This is a genomic window from Micropruina sp. (assembly GCF_047607385.1).
Lineage (GTDB): Bacteria > Actinomycetota > Actinomycetes > Propionibacteriales > Propionibacteriaceae > Micropruina.
Genome location: NZ_JASGDE010000151.1, coordinates 1 through 19,540 on the forward strand (window position 1 = coordinate 1; position 19,540 = coordinate 19,540).

19 protein-coding genes are annotated in these 19,540 nt (G+C 70.1%); 11 read left to right on the forward strand and 8 right to left on the reverse strand.

Translation table 11 applies throughout. The annotated features are described in order from the left end of the window. Both QM582_RS13465 and QM582_RS13470 read right to left on the reverse strand, forming a co-directional pair. A partial coding sequence (locus tag QM582_RS13465; RefSeq protein ID WP_415085192.1) for a bifunctional transcriptional activator/DNA repair enzyme AdaA occupies positions 1-970 on the reverse strand: 970 nt, incomplete at its 3' end. 204 nt (positions 971-1,174) lie between these two features. Next, the gene (locus QM582_RS13470; protein ID WP_415085193.1) at positions 1,175-2,104 is read right to left on the reverse strand and encodes an aminoglycoside phosphotransferase family protein; all 930 of its coding nucleotides are present in this window, start codon (positions 2,102-2,104) and stop codon (positions 1,175-1,177) included. Positions 2,105-2,245: 141 nt separating this feature from the next. Between QM582_RS13470 and QM582_RS13475 the strand changes: the two genes are divergently transcribed. Both QM582_RS13475 and QM582_RS13480 read left to right on the forward strand, forming a co-directional pair. Beyond that, positions 2,246-2,989 carry a hypothetical protein gene (locus QM582_RS13475; protein WP_415085194.1) on the forward strand — a complete coding sequence of 248 codons (744 nt, stop codon included), beginning with the start codon at positions 2,246-2,248 and terminating at the stop codon, positions 2,987-2,989. Positions 2,990-2,991: 2 nt separating this feature from the next. Further along, on the forward strand, positions 2,992-5,232 hold the full coding sequence (locus QM582_RS13480; protein WP_415085196.1) for an endonuclease/exonuclease/phosphatase family protein: 2,241 nt from the start codon (positions 2,992-2,994) through the stop codon (positions 5,230-5,232). 16 nt (positions 5,233-5,248) lie between these two features. Here QM582_RS13480 and QM582_RS13485 read toward each other — a convergent pair whose 3' ends face one another. Continuing rightward, on the reverse strand, positions 5,249-5,986 hold the full coding sequence (locus tag QM582_RS13485) for a siderophore-interacting protein (protein WP_415085198.1): 738 nt from the start codon (positions 5,984-5,986) through the stop codon (positions 5,249-5,251). A gap of 220 nt (positions 5,987-6,206) precedes the next feature. Between QM582_RS13485 and QM582_RS13490 the strand changes: the two genes are divergently transcribed. The 3 genes from QM582_RS13490 (at position 6,207) to QM582_RS13500 (ending at position 7,653) form a co-directional block, all read left to right on the forward strand. Next, complete coding sequence (locus QM582_RS13490) at positions 6,207-6,635, forward strand: VOC family protein (RefSeq protein ID WP_415085200.1); 429 nt, start codon at positions 6,207-6,209, stop codon at positions 6,633-6,635. A gap of 188 nt (positions 6,636-6,823) precedes the next feature. Further along, positions 6,824-7,186: an ArsR/SmtB family transcription factor gene (locus QM582_RS13495; protein WP_415085201.1), complete on the forward strand. Its 363-nt coding sequence runs from the start codon at positions 6,824-6,826 to the stop codon at positions 7,184-7,186. Then, a complete protein-coding gene (locus tag QM582_RS13500) occupies positions 7,183-7,653 on the forward strand; it encodes an SRPBCC family protein (RefSeq protein ID WP_415085202.1) in 471 nt (156 codons plus the stop codon). The genes QM582_RS13495 and QM582_RS13500 overlap by 4 nt, the downstream gene beginning before the upstream one ends. Positions 7,654-7,929: 276 nt before the next feature. Here the strand turns inward: QM582_RS13500 and QM582_RS13505 are convergent, their stop codons facing one another. Next, complete coding sequence (locus QM582_RS13505; protein WP_415085204.1) at positions 7,930-8,397, reverse strand: AAA family ATPase; 468 nt, start codon at positions 8,395-8,397, stop codon at positions 7,930-7,932. 47 nt (positions 8,398-8,444) lie between these two features. Further along, on the reverse strand, positions 8,445-9,398 hold the full coding sequence (locus QM582_RS13510; protein WP_415085206.1) for a helix-turn-helix transcriptional regulator: 954 nt from the start codon (positions 9,396-9,398) through the stop codon (positions 8,445-8,447). Positions 9,399-9,494: 96 nt separating this feature from the next. Between QM582_RS13510 and QM582_RS13515 the strand changes: the two genes are divergently transcribed. Next, a complete protein-coding gene (locus QM582_RS13515; RefSeq protein WP_415085208.1) occupies positions 9,495-10,112 on the forward strand; it encodes a DUF664 domain-containing protein in 618 nt (205 codons plus the stop codon). A gap of 68 nt (positions 10,113-10,180) precedes the next feature. Here QM582_RS13515 and QM582_RS13520 read toward each other — a convergent pair whose 3' ends face one another. Further along, positions 10,181-12,661, reverse strand: coding sequence for an ATP-dependent DNA ligase (locus QM582_RS13520; RefSeq protein ID WP_415085210.1), 2,481 nt, complete (start codon positions 12,659-12,661; stop codon positions 10,181-10,183). 213 nt (positions 12,662-12,874) lie between these two features. Here QM582_RS13520 and QM582_RS13525 point away from each other — a divergent pair, with 213 nt between their 5' ends. Both QM582_RS13525 and QM582_RS13530 read left to right on the forward strand, forming a co-directional pair. Next, a complete protein-coding gene (locus QM582_RS13525; RefSeq protein ID WP_415085212.1) occupies positions 12,875-13,702 on the forward strand; it encodes a type II CAAX prenyl endopeptidase Rce1 family protein in 828 nt (275 codons plus the stop codon). 11 nt (positions 13,703-13,713) lie between these two features. Next, positions 13,714-14,703, forward strand: coding sequence for an aldose epimerase family protein (locus QM582_RS13530; RefSeq protein ID WP_415085214.1), 990 nt, complete (start codon positions 13,714-13,716; stop codon positions 14,701-14,703). Positions 14,704-14,706: 3 nt separating this feature from the next. Here the strand turns inward: QM582_RS13530 and QM582_RS13535 are convergent, their stop codons facing one another. Then, complete coding sequence (locus tag QM582_RS13535; RefSeq protein WP_415085216.1) at positions 14,707-15,240, reverse strand: peptidase; 534 nt, start codon at positions 15,238-15,240, stop codon at positions 14,707-14,709. 286 nt (positions 15,241-15,526) lie between these two features. Between QM582_RS13535 and QM582_RS13540 the strand changes: the two genes are divergently transcribed. Beyond that, positions 15,527-16,903 carry a DUF6421 family protein gene (locus QM582_RS13540; protein ID WP_415085218.1) on the forward strand — a complete coding sequence of 459 codons (1,377 nt, stop codon included), beginning with the start codon at positions 15,527-15,529 and terminating at the stop codon, positions 16,901-16,903. Between the two features lie 111 nt (positions 16,904-17,014). Continuing rightward, the gene (locus tag QM582_RS13545; protein WP_415085221.1) at positions 17,015-17,596 is read left to right on the forward strand and encodes an SDR family NAD(P)-dependent oxidoreductase; all 582 of its coding nucleotides are present in this window, start codon (positions 17,015-17,017) and stop codon (positions 17,594-17,596) included. Positions 17,597-17,720: 124 nt separating this feature from the next. Here the strand turns inward: QM582_RS13545 and QM582_RS13550 are convergent, their stop codons facing one another. Then, on the reverse strand, positions 17,721-18,182 hold the full coding sequence (locus QM582_RS13550; RefSeq protein WP_415085223.1) for a RidA family protein: 462 nt from the start codon (positions 18,180-18,182) through the stop codon (positions 17,721-17,723). A 233-nt stretch (positions 18,183-18,415) separates the two neighbouring features. Here QM582_RS13550 and QM582_RS13555 point away from each other — a divergent pair, with 233 nt between their 5' ends. Next, positions 18,416-19,468 (forward strand): threonine aldolase family protein, encoded by a 1,053-nt coding sequence (locus tag QM582_RS13555; RefSeq protein WP_415085225.1) that lies wholly within the window; start codon positions 18,416-18,418, stop codon positions 19,466-19,468. The last annotated feature ends 72 nt before the right edge of the window (positions 19,469-19,540 follow it).

A 19,540-nucleotide genomic window follows, 5' to 3' on the forward strand; every position in this document is an offset into this window, starting at 1 on the left:
CGTCGGTGCTGCGCGGCACCCGGCGTCCGGGGTTGGCTGCGATCAGGGGTTCCAGTGCCGGGTCGGCGGCCAGGGCGTCCGCCACCGCGACCGGGTCGGCGTCCAGGTCGAGCAGCCGGCGGCAGCGTCCGATGGCGGGGGTGAGGTCGCGCGGATCACTCAGCCACAGGGTGGCCGCGATGTGGTCCGGACGCGGGGCGAGCGCGACGACGCCGGGGCCGTGCGGCAGCGCGAGGGTGCGGCGGTAGGCGCCGTCGCGCCACTCCTCGACGCCGGGGACCGCGGTCGCGATCAGGTGACCGAACAGGCCGTCGGGCTGGAACGGCTGCCGGAACGGGAGCCGCAGTTCGATCGCGCCCAGCTGTGTTCCCGGCCGTGGATCGCGGGTCAGCCGGTCGCGCAGCTGGCCGGGGGTGAGGTCGTAGGCGGCCCGGACGGCGTCGTTGAAGGAGCGTACCGAGCCGAATCCGGCGGCGAAGGCGACGTCGCCGAGCCGCATCGTGGTGGTCTCCAACAGCACCCGGGCGGTGTGCACCCGCTGCGCCCGGGCCAGGGCGAGTGGGGACGCCCCCAGCTCGCCGGCCAAGGCCCGCTGCAGTTGCCGCACCGAGTAGCCGAGCCGGTCCGCGACGCCGGTGACGCCTTCCCGGTCGACCAGTCCGTCGCCGATCAGCCGCATCGCCCGCGCCACCGTGTCAGCCCGGACGTCCCAGGCGGCCGAGCCGGGCACGGTGTCCGGACGGCAGCGTCGGCAGGCCCGGAAACCGGCGTCCTGGGCGGCCGCCGCGGTGGCGTAGAAAGTGGTGTTCTCCGGACGCGGGGTGATCGCCGGGCAGCTCGGCCGGCAGTAGATGCCGGTGGTGCGCACCGCGGTGAAGAACTCGCCGTCGAAGCGGGCGTCGCGGCTGGCGACGGCCCGCAGGCACACCGTGCGGTCGGGAATCACGTGCTCCATCATGGTAGCCGGCACCGACAGGACCTAGCAGGAATGCGACATCGACCTCCCCCACCGGCGGACTCGGCCTCCGCCCGACCCCGACCCCGTCACCGCCGGACCCGCCCGACAAGGCCCTGCCTAACTATCTACGCCCTCCCGCATGTGGGAGGGCGTAGATAGTTAGGCAGGGCCTTGTGGTGGCGGACGGCCGGCCAGGGGGGCCGGACGGCGTGGCGCTCAGCCCTCGGCGCGGGCGATGGTCTCGGCGACGCCGAGGAACCGGACGGCTTCGTCCGGGTAGCCGAACCAGTGCAGGTAGAGCCCGGTGGTGACCCGCTCGACGAAGCCCCAGCGCCAGACCCGTTCGGACGCCACCTCGGCCAGATCGGCGAGCACCTGGCAGCCGTCCCACAGCAGCTCCACCCCGGATCCGGGACGCCTCGCCTCGGCCTCGGTGAACTCCAGGCAAGCGTCGCGCAGCACCACCCCGAGGTCGTAGGCCCGCTCACCCACGAAGCCGTCGGGGTCGATCAGCGCCCAGCCTTCGCCGCGGCGCAGCACGTTGCCGGCATGCGGATCGCCGTGGCAGACCACCTCGGCACGCTCGCTCGCCGCCAGGTGTTCGGCGTAGCCGGCGGCCAGTTCCAGGGCGGCCGGCGCGGCCTCGCCGTAACGTGGGCCGAGCTCGTCCAGGATGCCGCGCAGGCCGGACGCCTTGGATTCGAACGGGCTGCCGACCTCAACCGGCAGCAGCCAGGCCCGGCGCAGCAGCGGCACGATCACCCGGGCCTGCCCGGCCAGGTCGCGCCGCACGCCCCACAACGACCCTCCCAGCCGCTCGGTCAGCAGCGCACCACGCCCGGCGTCCCAGTCAAGCACCCGAACGTAGCCGTCGCCGCCGGCACTCCGCAGCACGGCCGCTACGACGTCCTGGGCACCGGGCGGCTGCAGCTTCAACACGGCCGCGGCACCGTCCGCCCTGCGCACCTCGAGCGGCGGCGGGTTCACCCCGCCCGGCAGCCAGCGCAGCGGTTCCAGCCGCCAGTCGGCGCAGATCGCGGGCAGCACCTGGGTGTAGTGCGCGACCTCGGCGGTCAGGTCGCGGTCGGAGGCCGACCGGCGTCGCTCGGCTTCGGCGATGGCCGCTCCGATCACGTCACCCGGCATGGCCCGCAGACTACCGAGGGCCGCGACTCGAGCGGACGACCGCTGGTCGCGCCACCGCTCGGCCGGCTCGCGCGGTATCAAACCGGGTGGCTGCCGCTACCTACCGGCATGTTGGCGCTTCTCGATTCGAAACGACCCGGCGTGCTGGTGTTCCCCGAGCTCGCACCGGGGCGGGCGATCACCCTGCCGAGCTCGACACAGACCCAACCACGGTGTCTCGCGCTGCTCGGCGATGACCTGGTCACCATCGACCAGGTGACCGGCGAGGCCACCCGATGGATCGCCGCGGCCGCCACCTGGGTCCCGCAGCCCTGGGCAGCATTCGCCGCTCCGTCGGCGGCCGCCACCGGCAGCGACGGGCTGCTGCTGGTGGCGGACGCGTCCGGCCTCTGGCAGATCACGCTGAACGGGGACCGCAGGCTGTTGCGGGCCGCTTCCGCCGGTGAGCGGACGATCGGCGTCGGGGTGGCCGGGGACGGCCGGATCGCGGTCACCACCAACCCCGCCGGCGTCCTGGTCAGCGCCGACGGCGGGCAGAACTGGACGCCGCTCGACACCCCGGCGCAGCGTCCGGGCGCCATCGCCGGGCTGCCGGACGGCTTCGCCGTGGTGGACGCCAACGATCGCGCCGTCCACCTGGTCCGCGACGCCCGACCACCCGCGAGCATCGGCGCCGCGGAGGGAGTCATCGCCCCGCTCGCCGTGGCCGCGGCCTTCGACGGTGTGGTGGTCGCGGACGCCGTCTCGGGACGCGTCCGGCGCTACGCCGTCGTCGGCGACACGGTGATCCCCGCCGAGTTCGTCGATGCCCAACCCTTGCCCACGGCGCCCCCGCTGTTCCAGCGCCCGGTGGCCCTGGCCGCACCGATCCCGACAGGAGCCTGATGATGAGCGACTCGATCCGCCTGCTCAGCTACAACGTCCAGTGCCGCTCGTGGGGGATGGAGGCGCTCGCCGACACCTCGTGGCTCGACCCGACCACGACGGCGGAGACCCGGGCCGAAGCGATCGCCGACAACATCCTGGCCAGCGCGCACGACTACGACATCGTCTGCCTGAACGAGGTCTTCGACGAGGACGCGCGGGACATCTTCGTCTCCCGGCTGAGCGGCCGGTTCCCGTACGCGATCACCAAGGCCGACTATCTCAATCTCGAGGTGATGTGGGCCGGAATGCAGCTGGTGCCGATCAATCCGGCCGCCCTGGCGCTGACCGTCACCGGGGTCGCGTTCCTGGCCGGCTGGGCCGAACTCGGGGCGCCGAAGGTCGAGGACTCGGGGGTGATGATCTTCTCGAAGTGGATGTTCGAGACGCGTCCGCTGACCGACACCATCATCGGGTTGCTCAATCCGTTGGCAGTGACCCAGCTGACCCCGATCGGGCTTCCCGTGGTCGACTTCCTGCCGTTCGAGGATTCCACCGCCAACGACAAATGGGCGGCGAAGGGCCTGGTGCACGCCCGGTTCCTGCGTGACGGCCGGACCGTCGACGTATTCGCCACCCACACCCAGGCCGACGAGCACAAGGTCAGCGAAGAGAAGGACACCCGGCTGAAGCAGTTCACCGCGATCGAGCAGCGGGTGAAGGAGGCGATGGCCGACCGGGCCGACGACGACTTCTACATTCTGGCCGGCGACCTGAACATTCCGGGCGGCCAGGAACTGCTCCCGGTCACCGACGACACCGCGGAGTGGGACGAGGTCTTCCGGGGCGCCGGCCCCGCGGCCGGACGGCTGCTCGACACCTGGGGCCGGGAGCAGTGCCTGGGCGCCCCCGAGCTGCGCGATCCCGGCACCACCGCGAGCGTCGACTACGCCCCGCCACGGCAGCGGCTCGACTACGCGCTGCGCAATCCGTCCAGCCCGATCGCGGCTCAGCACGTCTACGTCGACCATCTCCTGGAGACCGCTCCCCCGGGGCTGGACGGGGTGGCCAGCAAGCTGAGCGACCACAGTCCGCTGGGCGTCGACCTGTTCCCGATCCATCCCGACAATGCGCCGCAGCGGGCCCGCCCGCTCGATCCGGCGCCGGACGACAGCCACGACGACGGCCTGTTCGACGCCCTCGTCCGCTGGTATCGGGTGAAGCGGGAGGGCACCTACGCGATCAAGCTCTGGAGCAATCAGGAGGTGACCTACGAGGTGTACCTGGACACCGATCTGAGCACCCCGTGGCCGCAGTACCGCACCGAATCGCATCCCGATTTCGGCGAGAAGTTCGTGCTGCCCGAGCCACCGTTCCTGATCAAGGTGTTCATGCCGCGGCGCGGATTCGAGGCGTTCTACCACCTCCGGGTGCGCAGATACGAGGGGCAGGCGCGCTGGGAGGCGATGCAGCTGGTGCCGGGGATCGCGCAGCACCACGGCTTCCCACCGCCCGGAACCCTGCTGAACCTGCAGGACGACGCCGTGCCGTGGAAGACGCAGGACGCGATCTGGTTCCGGTTCGATGCACCGCAGGTGACCCTTGCCGACATCCCGATGTCGGTGACCGTGCGGACCAAGGGCGCCGGAGTGTTGGCGGTCGGCACCGAGGGTGGGGGTGCGCCCACGCTGATCGACGAGGTCGGGTTCGACGACGGCGAGGCGACGCTGTCCTGGACGGCACGTCCCGGCGACCAGCACTACGTCACGGTCCGGCGCGAGGACGTGAACCGTCCGCTCGACTTCGAGATCGAGGGGACGATTCCGGTCACCCTGTTCGTCGGCGGCTCCGCCGGGGCGCCGGAGATCGTCTGCGTCGAGGAGACCTCCGGCTGGGGATCGGACGACATCGCGCTGTCGTTCTCGGCCGACGGCACCGTGGTTCGCGACATCGGCAACGACGAGGTCGGCGACATGGACGGGGCCGACGATCGCGGGCTGGCGACCTTCCTCACCGACGACGTGGCCTATTCCGACAGACTCGGCATCACCGTCATCGAGGAGGACTGGCCCGACCCCGACGACCGCGGTTCGCGGGACATCCCGACCCTGCCGGACGGCCCGTTGAGCGTCGGCCAGGAACTCGCCCCCGGCGTCACGGTGACCGAGGCGCTGACCGCGTTCCGCTTCGGCGTCACCGCGAGTGTCGACGTGGACGACGGACGCTACGAGTTCCGGCATCGGCTGGCCCGCTGGAACAACTGAGCCCGGGCCGGCGTCCTCAGCCGGTGGTGCGCCCCTTGGTCCAGTAGCCCATGGCGTGGCCTTCCCGCTTGCCGGCGCCGGTTGCGGCACGCAGCAACTCCTTGATCACCCGGGTCTGCGCGGTGTCGACGCACACCCAGCCGAACCACCCGTGCACACCGTCGAGTTCAGTACGGAGCCGCGCGGCGAGCTCCTCGTGCGGCACCCAGCTGACCCGCAGCCCGGGGTGCGAGGCGATCGGCAGTTGCTCGTCCTCGGGACGCTGCCGGCCCAGCCAGAGCCGCACCTGCAGGTCGTCGGGCAGGGTCGGCAGGATGCTGTTGACCGCGGGCAGCGAGGCCGGATCGGCCACCATCGCGAAGCCCGGCGGCAGCGGGTCGGGCCGGACGTAGTCGTCCCGGGTGAGCACGGACACCTGGACGACGTCGCCGGGTTGCGCGGTGCGGGCCAGGTCCATGGCGTAGCCGCTGCTGTGCATCGCGAACTCCAGGTCGAAGGTTCCGGCGGCGGCGTCCGGGTCGACCAGGGTGAAGGCGCGCTGGTAGAGCCGGTCGGGACCGGGGCACCAGAGCCGGATCCACATGCTCGGGTAGGGGGGATGGGCGGCCAGCAGTTCGGGCGCCGTGAAGGACAGCCGCCGATAGTACGGACCGACGTCACGGGCGCCGGTGACGGTGATCGTGTAGTCGCGGGACCGGAAGGCCCGCATGATGACGCCCTGGACGCCCTTGCCCAGCGTCGTGGTCTCGGCCATCGCACTCCTCAAGATAGGTTTGCCTAACCTAAGTTAGCCCGTGGGTTACGCCGCGCGCACCGCCGCCCACCTCCCAGGACGCCGTCGACGATGCCGCGCGCCGGACGAAAAATGTCGGCGGCTCCGGTCACGCTGTACTCATGACCGGCGACACCGAATGCGACCCGATCGGCCGCCGGCCACGCATCGTCCGGCAGCACCCAACCGACAGGAGCAGACCATGTCCATCACGTTGAGCCCGTACCTCAACTTCGCCGGCAACGGCCGCGAGGCGATGACCTATTACCACGGCATCTTCGGCGGCGAGCTGCACCTGTTCAGCCACGCCGACTTCGGCATGACCGACATGCCCGACGACGGCCTGATGCACGGCAACCTGCAGGTGAACGAGGGGTTGAGCATCTCGGCCTCCGACGCCATGCCCGGCGCCGAGCAGACCTGGGGCGGCACCCGCGTCTACTGCTCGCTCTTCGGCGACGACCTGCCGACCATGCAGGGCTGGTTCGACGCCCTGGCCGCCGACGGCAGCGTCGGTCAGCCGTTGCAGAAGCAGGTCTGGGGCGACATCTACGGCCTGGTCAAGGACAAATACGGCATCGAGTGGATGTTCAACGTGTCCGCGCCGGGGGGTTGGTCGCAACAGGGCTGACCGGGCTACCCGGTGTAGTGCAAACGCACGCACCCTGCGATCGTGCGCGTCCGCGCGGTGAGGTCTCGGGGGCGAGGTCGGCGAATCGGTGTGCGTGGAGTGGGCTGAGCTGATGCGGCGGGGCCGGTTGACAAGCTCCACGCGGCGCGGCAATAGTTAAGCAATACCTTAATAAATAAGGAGATGAAATGCCCGCGACCGACTCCCTGAGCCTTGTGTTCGCCGCGCTCGCCGATCCGACCCGCCGCGCGATCCTCTCGAAGCTGGCACAGGGTTCAGCGACGGTGGGCCAGGTCGCCGAACCGTTCGCAGTCAGTGCCCCCGCGATTTCCCAGCATCTGAAGGTGCTCCAACGTGCGGGGCTCGTCTCGCGCACCACGCGCGCCCAATGGCGAACCCTCTCCTTGGAACCCGAACCGCTCGATGAGGCATCGGCCTGGGTTGAGAAGCAGCGCCGCGAGTGGAACCTACGCCTGGACGCTCTCGACGCCCATCTCCAGACCATGAAAGCCCGACCAGAAACCCCCGACTCCCAGGAAGCAGGATCATGAACATCACCGACCTCGCGGCGGCGGAAGGGCCGCAGTTCTCCATCGTCCGTGTCTTCGACGCGCCACGCGAACTCGTGTGGCGGGCCTGGACGGACGAAACCGAACTCGCGCAGTGGCTGCATCCATTCGGGGTGGCGAACTCGAGCATCACCTTCGACGTGCGCGTGGGCGGTCGTTACCGCTACACGATGACGAACGAGGAGACCGGCGAACAGTTCCCGACCGGCGGCGAGTATCTCGAAGTCGATCCGTTCGACCGGCTCGTCTTCACCTGGGGTGACCCTGACGCCCCGGTCGCGGGAACGCCGGTGATCACGCTCACCTTCATTCCGCGCGGCGACTCCACGGAACTCGTGTTCCATCTGTTCGGTTACCAGGGCAAGCCCGGTGACGGCTTCGTCTACGACGGTTGGGACGAGGCGCTGACGAACCTCGGGCGGCACCTCGCCGGTGAGCAGCTGGGCTGAGCCATGACAATCAGAATGGACAACATCGGCATCGTGGTCGAAGACCTGACTGCCGTGATCGCGTTCTTCCGCGACCTTGGACTCGAACTCGAAGGGCGAGCGATGGTCGAGGGCGAGTGGGCCGGAGGGCCTTCTCGTCGGACTCGCCCAGAGCATCGGCTGACCCGAGAACAACCATGGCCACGCACGCCGGTCGTCAACCGCGCAAGCTGGGTCACCTTTGGCCCAGCGGACTGCCGGTGTGCGCGACCACTGAGGCGCCTCACCGAACCTCGGCTACCCGGTGTCGACCACCCGAGCGTCCTCGTCGGGCCCCGGCCAGTCGAAGCCGTCCACGTAGCGGCGCAGCTCTGCTTCGGTGAGCCGGACGGCGTTGGCATGCCCCTCCTCGTTGCGCCGCCGCACCCGTTGCCAGAGCACCTCGAACGGCGCGGTGACGACCAACAGTTCGCAGCCGGCGCCGGCGTCCGCGCTGAGCCGGCGCCACTCGTCACGGACGGCCCGGCTGGCCAGCGACAGGTCGACCACCACGTCGGCGCCGGCGGCGAGTGCCCGGGCGAGCTCGTCCTTGAGGGCGGCGTACAGCTCGTCCAGTCGCTGCTGGGGCGGTTGCTCGTGCCGCCATCCATCAGCCCAGACCGCCTCGTCCATCGACAACCGGACGGCGCCGCGGCGCTCCAGCTCTCGGGCGTAGGTGGTCTTGCCGGCCCCGGCAGGCCCGCACAGCAAGGTGACCATCGGCATGGCGACACTGTAGGAGTCCGCGACGCCACCGGCTCCGTCGAGCACTCTCACAACGCGGCCTGCATCCGCTCCACCGAAGCCGCAAAGGCCGCTCGGACGTCGTCGTCGCCGAGCACCCGGTACGGCACCGGCAGATCGGCGAGCCACGACGATACGTACTCCGGGCGCTGCACCCCGCTGCGGAGCTCGGTGGTGTGGTCGTCGATCGCCGTCAACTGGGCCCCGTGGGCACCGAACCACTCGATGGCCTGCGCCAGCGATGTCTCGATCCGCACCACCAGGAAGAAGGGGTAGCTGTCGACAGGTCGGCGGCCCAGCCGCTCCACCGGGTCGGGCGGCTCGGGGCGGGGCCGGTAGCCGAGGGTAGACGCCGCCACCTCGGTCATCCGGTCGAGCCGGAACAGCCGCCAGTCGTCCCGATCCAGGTCGAAGGCGGACAGATACCAGCCCCGGTCGGCGGCCACCAACCGATAGGGCTCGACCCGGCGCCGTTCCAGCAGGTCCGGCGACCGGGTCGGCGGGTAGCCGAACCGCAGCCGGACCCGGGCGCGGATCGCGGCGGCGATCCGGGTCAGCAGCTCGGGTGAGGTCGGGGCTGCGATCCCGCCGGTATGGCTGACCACGCTGCGCAGGTCGCGGAGCCGGTCACGCAGCGGGCCGGGCAGTGCGGCGTCCAGCTTGACCAGGGCACCGACGGCCGATTCGGCGTCCGCGCCGATGCCCAGGGCGGCGGTGCGCTGCAGGCCGACCCCGACCGCGACCGCCTCGTCCTCGGTGAACAGCAGCGGCGGCACGGCACGGCCGCGGGACAGCCAGTAGCCGCCGGCGGCACCACGGTCGGCCTCGATCGCGTAGCCGAGCTGGCGCAACCGATCGACGTCCCGCCGCACCGTCCGGGTGGTCACGCCCAGGTCGCGGGCGAGCTCGGACGCCGTCCAGCCCGGCCGGGACTGGAGCAGCCCGAGCACCCGCAGGGCACGTTCGGTGGTGTCGGTGGACATGCCCCCAGGATTGCACGACATAGCGGACTGATCCTGTCCTATTACTGCCGAAGACTTGGAGTGTCAGCAGGAAACCCCACTTGAAGGAGCACTCCCATGGCTTTCCTCACTCCGAACGCCACCGGCGAGGCCGCCGTGATCGGCAGCTTCGTCCGCAACCAGTTCGCCCAGATCCGCAGCACCGTGCACGGGCTGACCGACGAGCAGTGGCACCAGCGCTCCACGGTCAGCGAATTCACCCTGGCCGCGCTGATCGACCACGTCGGCGAGGTGGCCGAACAGTACGGCGTCGGCATCGAGGCCTCGACCGGCGGGCCCGCCGACTACAGCAAGGGCCTCACCGAGGGCGAGGCGCGGCCGGTCGCCGGTCTCTCCGGTGAGCAGTTGCTGGCCGAGTTCGACCGCCGGGTGGCCGGCATCGGCACGCTGCTCGATCGGGTCGAGTCGGGCGTCGTCCCGCTCGACGGACCGGTCCCGGTTCCGGCCGCGCCCTGGTTCCCGCCCGAACTGACCCACTGGGAGGTGCGCTGGGTGCTGCTGCACGTGGCGACCGAGGTCGCCCGGCATGCCGGCCACGCCGACATCATCCGGGAGAGCATCGACGGCAAGGGCTCCTACGAACTGAACGCGCTCGCCGACGGCGAGCAGTGGCCGCCGTGGGGCGAGGGCGACTGGACCGACGGCGAGTGGGTGGCGGACGCCGAGCAGAGCTGAGGCTCTGGTCCAGCTTGTCGAGACCCGAGACGGGGTTCGGCCAGGGTTTCGACAGCCTCAACCAGCGGTCAGCGGTCGTCGGGCAGGGTGATGTCCTCGGCAGTCTTCTCCGGACGCCACCCGCGCCAGACCGGCATCCGGAGCCGGCCTGCGCGGGTCCAGACGCCGTAGCTGACCTCGCCGACCAGCACCGGCTCCACCCAGTGCGCGGTGCGGCGTTCGATCGCCGGCACGTCGTCGACCGGGGTGGTGGGCGTCTCGATCTCGGAGAGCACCAGCTTGGTGTCGGTCAGATCCTTGTCGGTGAAGCCGGAGCCGACCCGTCCGACGTAGCTCAGCCGGTCGCCGTCCGGCACCGCCATCAGCAGCGCGCCGATGGTGCGGGCCCGGGCGTTCTCCCCCGGCAGCCAGCCGATGATCACCACCTCCTGGGCCAGGATGTGCTTGATCTTCACCCAGGTGGACGCCCGCCGGCCCGGTTGGTAGACGCTGTCGGCCCGCTTGGCGACCACGCCCTCGAGACCCAGCTCGGCGGTGACCGCGAGGGCTTCCTCGGCGTCGGTGCCGAGCTGGGTGCTCAGCTGGACGCGTGCGGTGCCGGCTCCGAGCAGGTCGGCCAGCAGTTGCCGACGCTCGGTGTAGGGGCGGCGCAGCAGCGAGCGTCCGTCCAGGTGCAGCAGGTCGAAGGCCAGATAGTGCGCCTGGCCGGGGTGCTCGGCCCGGTGCTGCAACAACTCGAAGCTGGACCGTCCGGCGGCGTCGAGCAGCACCACCTCGCCGTCGAGCACCGCGTCGTGCCCGGCCAGCAGCCGTCCCAGGTCGGCGAGCTCGGGGAAGTCCTTGGTGAGATCGAGGCCGCGCCGGCTGGTGAAGCTGACGGTGCCGCCGGTCACGGCCGCCACCGCGCGGTAGCCGTCCCACTTCACCTCGAACACCCAGCCGTCGCCGGTCACGTCGGCACGGGTGCCCGGGGTGGCCAGCATCGGCGCGATCACCGGCAGCTCGTCCTGAGCCGAGCCCGTCGAGCCCCCCTCCCCGGCCGGCGCCATCAGGTGGATCAGCCAGTTCTTCTCGTCGCCGCCCATCCGGGTGTGCAGCAGCGCGAACCGGCGCGGCACCCCGCCCAGGCCGCCGTCGTGGCGTCCGGTCAGGGTGGCGATCACCTCCTTGCCGTCACGCCACTTCTCCAGCTCGAAGCTGCCGGCGTCCCAGATCCGGACGTGGCCGCCGCCGTACTCGCCGCGCGGAATGTCACCCTCGAAGCTGCCGTACTCCAGCGGGTGGTCCTCGGTCTGGACGGCGAGATGGTTGACCGCCGGGTCGGTCGGCGGGCCCTTCGGGATCGCCCAGGACACCAGCACGCCGTCGTGTTCCAGCCGGAAGTCGTAGTGCAGCCGGCGCGCGTGGTGCTCCTGGATGACGAACGAGTTCCCGTCGGCCCGCGGGGTCGGGGACGCCTGCGGCACCGGCTCCGGCGTCCGCTCGGCGTCCCGCATCGAGCGATAGGTGGCCAACCGGTCGGGAGCAGTTTCGTCGGTTGAGCTTGTCGAAACCTGATCGGAGGGGGTCTCGACCGACGGGGCATCCAACGCCGCCATCGGGTCGCCGATGGTCCCGATCCGCTCCAACACCTCGTGGAGGCCCAGTTGCCGCAGCCCGGAATCCAGTTCGTCCCAGGTGCGTGGCGCGGCCACCATCGGGTGCATCCGGCCGCGCAGCGAGTACGGCGCGATGGTGGTCTTGGCCGAACTGTTCTGGCTCCAGTCCAGCAGCACCTTGCCGGTCCGCGACGTCTTCTTCATGTCGCTGACTACCAGGTTCGGGTGCATCGCCTCCAGCGAGCGGGCCAGCTCCCGAGCCCAGACGGACGCCTCGTGCGACGACATCGAGCCGTCCAGAGCGGCGTACAGATGGATGCCCTTGCTGCCGCTGGTCACCGGGACCGAGGCGAAGCCGACGCCGTCCAGCACCTCGCGGAGCAGGTGCGCGACCTCGACGCACTGCTCGATGCCGGCACCCTCCCCCGGATCGAGGTCGAGCACCAGCCGGTTCGGCGGCTGCGGCTCGCCGTCCAGCACCGTCCACTGCGGCACGTGCAGTTCCAGCGCGGCCAGCTGCGCCAGCCAGACCAAGGTCGCGGCGTCGTCGATCAGCGGGTAGGTGTTGTCGCCCTCGTTGTGCGCGATGGTGTATGTCCGCACCCACTCGGGGGTCGATTTCGGCTCCAGGTTCTTGTGGAAGAACGGCGTCAGCGGGTGCCGCGGGGTTCCGACCCCGTTGGGCCAGCGTTTCCGGGTCGCCGGACGCCGCCGCGCATGCGGCAGGAACACCGGCGCCACCGCCTGGTAGTAGCCGATCACCTCACCCTTGGTGGTGCCGGTCTCCGGGTACAGCACCTTGTCCAGGTTGGTCACCTTGACCAGGCGTCCGTCCACCTCGATGTGCTGCGCCGGTTGGGCCATGCGGGCCAGTCTGGCACCCACCAGCCCCCGGCCCCACCCTTCCGCTCGCCTAACTATTTGGGGCTCGCTGAACTCAGCGAGCCCCAAGTAGTTAGGGAAGCGCTGATCAATGCTGTTCCGGGCGAGGACGTGCCCGGCGGGATGAGCTGCGGCCCCCGGATCTTGTGGGCGTACTGGACGTACGACGCAAGACTTGGGGGCCGACAGATCGCCCGCCGGGGACGCCGCAGCCGGGACATGATTGATCAGCGGTTCCTTGGGCGAGCGGAAGGGTGGGGACCGGCATGCAAGACTCTCCCCATGCCGCGCCGGGACCGGGAGTTCGTCAGCGACTCCACCTGGGCGACGGTGCCGGCGGTGCTGCTCGGGTTGGCGGCGATGTTCCTGCTGGTCTTCTCCGGCTACCTGCTCGGCTATTTCCTGGTCGCCTGCGGTCTGTTCAGTGCCTGGCTGTGCGACTTCACCCGCCTCTCCGAGGGTCTGCTGCCCGACCTCAGCGCGGTGGCCGCCGGCGTGGTGATCCTCAGCCTGTCCGACCTGGCCGCCGATCTGAGCGATGCCGGAATGCTGCGATTCACCGTCGTCCTCTCCGGGACGCTGCTGGTGCCCTACGCGTTGCTTCGTTGGGTGTTCGGACGCGAGCCGGTGGTCTTTCCGTGGGGCGGCTGGCGCTGGAACCGGGCCCAGTGGACCTACCTGGCCGTCGTCATCGTCGCCGGCTACCTGATCCTGCCCTGGTACTTCCTGAGCACCGGGGTCTACCACAACTGGCCGGCGATCCACACGGTCGACGAGGTGGCCCGGCTGTTCGTCGGAGTGAACGCCGTCGGCATCTGGGACGAGTTGTTCTTCATCTGCACCGTGTTCGCCCTCTACCGCCGGCATTTCCGGTTGTGGCAGGCCAATCTGCTGCAGGCGATGATCTTCGTGTCGTTCCTGTGGGAGCTGGGCTACCAGGCCTGGGGGCCGCTGCTCACCATTCCGTTCGCCCTGGTGCAGGGGGCGATCTTCCAGCTCACCAAGAACCTGGCCTACGTCATCACCGTCCATCTGCTCTTCGACCTGGTCGTGTTCGGCGTGCTCATCCACGGGCACAACCCGACCTGGCCGTCGATCTTCCTGATCTGAAGGGAACCCCTGTGAACCAGCCCAGCACACCGATCCGTAGCGACGCCGGCACCGTGGCCGGCGGCACGATCGAACGAGTCCGGCTCGAGGCCGGCGGCATCGCCGTCGAGTTGCTCACCGTCGGCGCCGCGATCAACCGGGTGGTCGTCGACGGCCGCGACATCGTCCTGGCCCACCCGAACGCGACCGACTACGCCGACTCGATGTATGGGCTCGGCCTCACCATCGGACGCTTCGCGAACCGGATCGGCGGCGGCCGGTTCACCCTCGACGGGGTCGAGCACCGGCTGCCGACCAACGAGGGCGACAACACCCTGCACGGCGGTCCGGACGGCTTCGCCCGCCGGCTGTGGGACGTCACCGACCTCGCGCCGGGCACCGTCGAGTTCACCCTGACCAGCCCGGACGGCGACCAGGGCTTCCCCGGCGCGGTCACGGTGCGGGTGCGCTACACCCTCACCGCCGACGAGCTGCGGATGGACTACACCGCCACCAGCACGGCGCCGACCCCGGTCAACCTGACCAACCACGCCTACCTCAACCCGGCCGGCGAGGCGTCCGGATCGGCGGACGAGCTGCTGCTCACCGTGCACGCCGCGCACCTGGTCGAGGTGGACGAGACGCTGATCCCCACCGGACGGCTCCCCGAGGTCGGCGCGCACGACCTGCGCGGAGCTCGGCGGGTGGCGGACGCCGCCCCGCTGGACACCTGCTTCGTGGTGGACGGCGAGCCGGGCGCGCTGCGTCCGCACGCGACGCTGGCGGCGTCCGACCTGGCCGTCGACGTGTTCAGCGACCAGCCGGGTGTGCAGGTGTTCACCGCCGACGGGATGTCCGGGGTGCCGGGGCTGAGCGGCCCGTACGGGCCGCGGGCCGGGGTGGCGCTGGAGACCCAGAACTTCCCGGACGCCCCCAACCACCCCGGCTTCCCGGATTCGATCCTGCGCCCCGGGCACCCGCTCACCACCAGCACGGCCTGGCGGTTCCGCCGGCTCGGCTGAGCGTCAGGCGGCGACGAACAGCGCCAGCACCGCGGTGTCGGCGTCCTCGTAGGGGTCGATGCCGGCCCGGCTGACCATCCGCGAGATGTTGCCGCGCCGGTCGGCCTCGACCCAGGCGGCCCGATGCTCCAGCCCCAGGTGCGGAATGCCGGGCAGCAGCACGCAGCCGGCGGCGACGTCGTCCTGCTCGGGCAGCGACGGGCGGATCTCGTTGGGCGGGTGCAGCACGATCAGCCCGGGCGGCTGATGCCGGGCGAACTGGCCGGGCAGCACCGCGTTCTCACCCACCACCGGACCCTCGGCGAGCACCATGCCGACCGCCCCGGGCAGCGGCTTCTCGGGCAGTTCCTCGCGGACCCGGAAGACGGTGCTGGTGGGCAGCAAGCCGGGCACGGTCGCCATCCGGACCGCCAGCAGCAGGAACCGGGCCCACTCGACGGTGTTGGCCGGCCACCGGCCGGACACCATGAAGCCACTCAGTCGTCCGTGCGCCTGGAACGGCGACACCTCGACGGAAACATCGTCACGATCCTGCATGTCGCCTCCTGTTCCACTGTTGCCTCGGTTGGCGCCATGGTGAGTCACACCCGTGTTGGCAGACAAGCCCCCCTGAGTGCTAACCCTCAAGTCACACCTGCGACCACCCTGTGCTGGAAGGAGCCCGCCGAGACCCCGTTGATACCCGCCGAACCCCTTGCCACCCAGCATCGAGAGCGATAGATTCTCCGGTCAGAATAGGCATATGCCGCCATTCGACCCGTGAATCCATCTACTTTGCCGCCGATGCTGGCGCTTTTGTCGTCCATCATGTGAGAATCGCTTCATGACCACCGTCACCCAAGTTCCCGTGTCGGAACTCACCCGGCACCCGGCGTGGCTGCGGATCAAGACCGCCGCCACCGAGCTCCAGCCCCTGCAGGCGGCCAATGGCTCCATCGAGGACGCCGCCGACCACGAGCGGGCCCGCGCCCTGGTCGGCGAACTGATCGAGGGGGTCGCCGCGCTGGCCCCGCAGTTCCCGCACGACGCGTCCTATCTGAGCGCCGTCCAGGACGACTTCCGGCGCTGGGTCGACGGCGGCTTCGGCGTCCCCGACTTCTACGACTCGCTGATCGAGTTCCAGCCGCAGCAGCACCGCATCGACGGACTGGCCCACCTGGTGGTCTTCCCGATGTACACCCAGAACGGATCCCGCAGCCGGCTGGTCGAGGCCGTCCTGGTGCAGGTGATCTGGCCCGACTTCGTCGCCGACCTGGAGGCCGGCGACTACAGCAACAAGCTGTTCGTGCCGATCCGGTTCCTCGACTTCACCGCCGGCTACGACACCAACTCGGCGGTGCTGTTCCCCGAGACCGTCGCGATGCGGCAGATCCCCACCTTCACCTGGGGCGCGATCTTCGCCGACCGCGAGGCCGCCCGGTTCCGGCGGGTGCTGCGCGCCGCCGTGGACGTCACCAAGCTCGACCTGCCCGCCGAGGCCGCCGAACTGCTCGACGACCAGCACCTGACCGAAGAGACCTTCGTGATGTGGGACCTGATCCACGACCGCACCCACATGCGCGGCGACCTGCCGTTCGACCCGTTCATGATCAAGCAGCGGATGCCGTTCTTCCTCTACTCGCTGGAGGAACTGCGCTGCGACCTGACCGCCTTCCGCGAGTCGGTCGCCATCGACCGCCGGATCGCGGCGCTGGCCGAACCCACCGCGGAAGATCTCGAGTTGGCCCGGCACGCCCGGCTGGTGCAGTACTGCGTGATCTTCGACCGCATCTTCCGGTTCGCGATCACCGGGAACCGGGTGCGCAATTACGACGGACTGGGCGGGCAGCTGCTGTTCGCCTGGCTGCACCAGCACCGGGTGCTGCACTGGACCGACACTCAGCTGGCCTTCGAGTGGGACCGGGTACCCGACTGCGTCAACGAGTTGGGCGCCGCCATCGAAGACCTCTACTGGCGCTCCATCGACCGGCCCAAGATCTCGCACTGGCTGGCCGCCTACGAACTGGTGTCGGGCACCGTCGAGCCGCACCCGGCGTCTGCCTGGAAGGCCGGCGACCTGCCGCTGACCGGGTTGCCGCGCGAGCTGACCGACAAGGTGATGGACGACGAGTTCCCGCTGAGCATGTTCTACGAGGCGTTCGAGAAGAAGATGCGGGACGTGATCGCGTCCACCTCGGGCATCACCGGGACGAGCGCCTGACCCACCGGGCACCCACCGCCACGTAGCTGCCTTCGCGTCACGTAGCTGCCCGCACGCAGGCAGCTACGTGCGCGGGGGCAGCTACGTTGATCGTCGAAGGGAGAACAACCCATGCGGGTAGTGATTGCGGGGGCCGGCAGCCCGGCCGGCAACGCCACGGCGTCCGCGCTGCGCGAGCGGGGCCACGAGGTGATCGAGATCGGTCCGGACGAGTGCGACCTGCGCGACTTCGCCGCCGTCCAGGCGCTGGCGGAACGGCTCGGCCACGTGGACGGGGTGATCCATCTGGTCGGCGGCTGGCGCGGTGGCGGCGGCCTGGCCGGGCAGTCCGACGAGGACTGGGACTGGCTGCAGACCATGATCGTCGGCACCCTGCGGAACACCACCCGGGCGTTCCTGGACGCCATCGCGTCCTCGCCGGCGGGCCGGTTCGCCATCGTGTCGCAGACCGGGGTGGCCAAGCCGACCGCGGGCAACGCCAACTACCTGGCCGCCAAGGCAGCCGCGGAGACCTGGCTGCTCGCCGTCGGGCACGCGCTCAAGGACACCCCCGGCCGAGTGCACATCGAGCGGGTGATGGCGCTGTACTCCGACACCGACGTCGAACAGAACCCCGACAAGGACTTCAGCCGGCAGACTCATGTGACCGAACTCGGCCAGCGGCTGGCGAACCTGTTCGACCCTGCGGAGTGAGTGGCGCATGCCTGGTGGATGTGCGCCAACCAACCGGAGGCACCCAAGCGCCATCACGTCCCGCGGCCTGCCGCGAACGCGGGTGATCCGGTCACGCCTGGGACGTCGAGCGCCCGGCGTGAGCTCAGGACTCCGCGACCTCGAAGATGCACTCCGTGATGAGGGGAAGACTGCCGCGCAGCGACATGGCGCCGAACACCGACCGGGTATGGATGCCAGCGTCGCCGAACACGTCGACCATCAGGTCGGAGAAGCCGTCGAGGGCAATGTGGTGCTCGTCGTATTCCTCGGTCGCGTTGATGAACGCCTGGACGCGGACCACGCGGCGAACGCGATCCAGCGTGCCCAAGTACTCGCGGACGGCCCCCAGCACCTCAAGCCCCACACCTCGCGCGATCGCCGCACCCTCGGTGGTGCTGAACTCGCGCCCCAGCTTGCCCTTCAGGCTGAGGTCACTGGGCCCCTTTCCGGCGACGAACAACAGCGTCCCCACCTGGACACAGTTGGTGTAGTTCGCCTTCGGGGGGCTGCTGGCGGGAATCGCCAGACCCAGTTCGGCCAACCGTTCTTCAGGTGTTCCGGGCATGCGTTCCGTTCCTATCCGACTATCCCGTGCGACGAACCCGCAGACCGACCAGGAAGAAGGTCGCGCCAAGCCCGATCCGGCACGGTTCGAGAAGCGTCCTTGAATGATGGCAGAGCCATCACGTCCAACGGCAGACTTCGGGCCGACCGCGCAACGCCTGGCTGGCAGATCGCGCTCGTGCCGAGACCTGGCATCGTTTCGACAACCCCGTCCAACACCGTAAGGATTGACCCGTGCAACTCCACGATCCCGGACGCCGCGGCTTCGCGAGCGACAACTACTCCGGCGTCCATCCCGAGGTGCTGGACGCGATCGTCGAAGCCAACGGCGGACACCAGACCTCCTACGGCAGCGACGTCTACACCGCCCGGCTGAACGAGGTGCTGCGCGGACATTTCGGCGCGCAGACGGAAGCCTTCCCGGTGTTCAACGGCACCGGCGCCAACGTCACCGCACTGCTGGCGATGCTGCCGCGCTGGGGCGCGGTGGTGTGCGCCCAGACCGCGCACATCAACGTCGACGAGGGCGGTGCGCCCGAAAAGGTAGCCGGACTGAAGCTGTACCCGGTCCCCACCCCGGACGGGAAGCTCACCCCGGAGCTGATCGACCTCGAGGCGCGCGGTTTCGGCGACGAGCACCGGGCCCAGCCGCTGGCGGTGTCGATCACCCAGTCCACCGAGCTCGGCACCCTGTACACGCCGGACGAGATCGGGGCCATCGTCGAGCACGCCCACGGCCTCGGGATGACCGTGCACGTGGACGGCTCCCGGCTCGGCAACGCGGCCGCGGCGCTCGGCGTCCCGTTCGCGGCGTTCACCACCGACGTCGGGGTCGACGTGCTCAGCCTGGGCGGCACCAAGAACGGCGCACTCGGCGCCGAGGCGGTCGTCGTGCTCAACCCGGACGCCTGCACCGGGCTCACCTTCCTGCGCAAGACGCACATGCAGCTGGCCAGCAAGATGCGGTTCGTGTCCGCCCAGCTGATCGCGCTCTACGAAGGGGACCTGTGGCTGCGCAGTGCCGGCCACGCCAACGCGATGGCGGCCCGGCTGCGCGCCGCGGTGGCGGACATCCCCGGCGTCGCGTTCTCCCAGGCCACCGCGGCCAACGGCGTCTTCGTCCGGCTCCCCGAGGGGGTCGCGGACGCCGTCCGCTCGGAGTTCTTCTTCTACGACTGGGACGCCGCCGCCCGCGAGGTGCGCTGGATGTGCTCCTTCGACACCACCGAGGACGACGTGGACGCCTTCGCCGCCCTGATCCGGAAGGCCTGCACCCCCTCCGCCTGACCGACTAGGCCCTCCCTAATCAGTTCTGCCCTCCCGTCGACGGGAGGGCAGAACTGATTAGGGAGGGCCTAG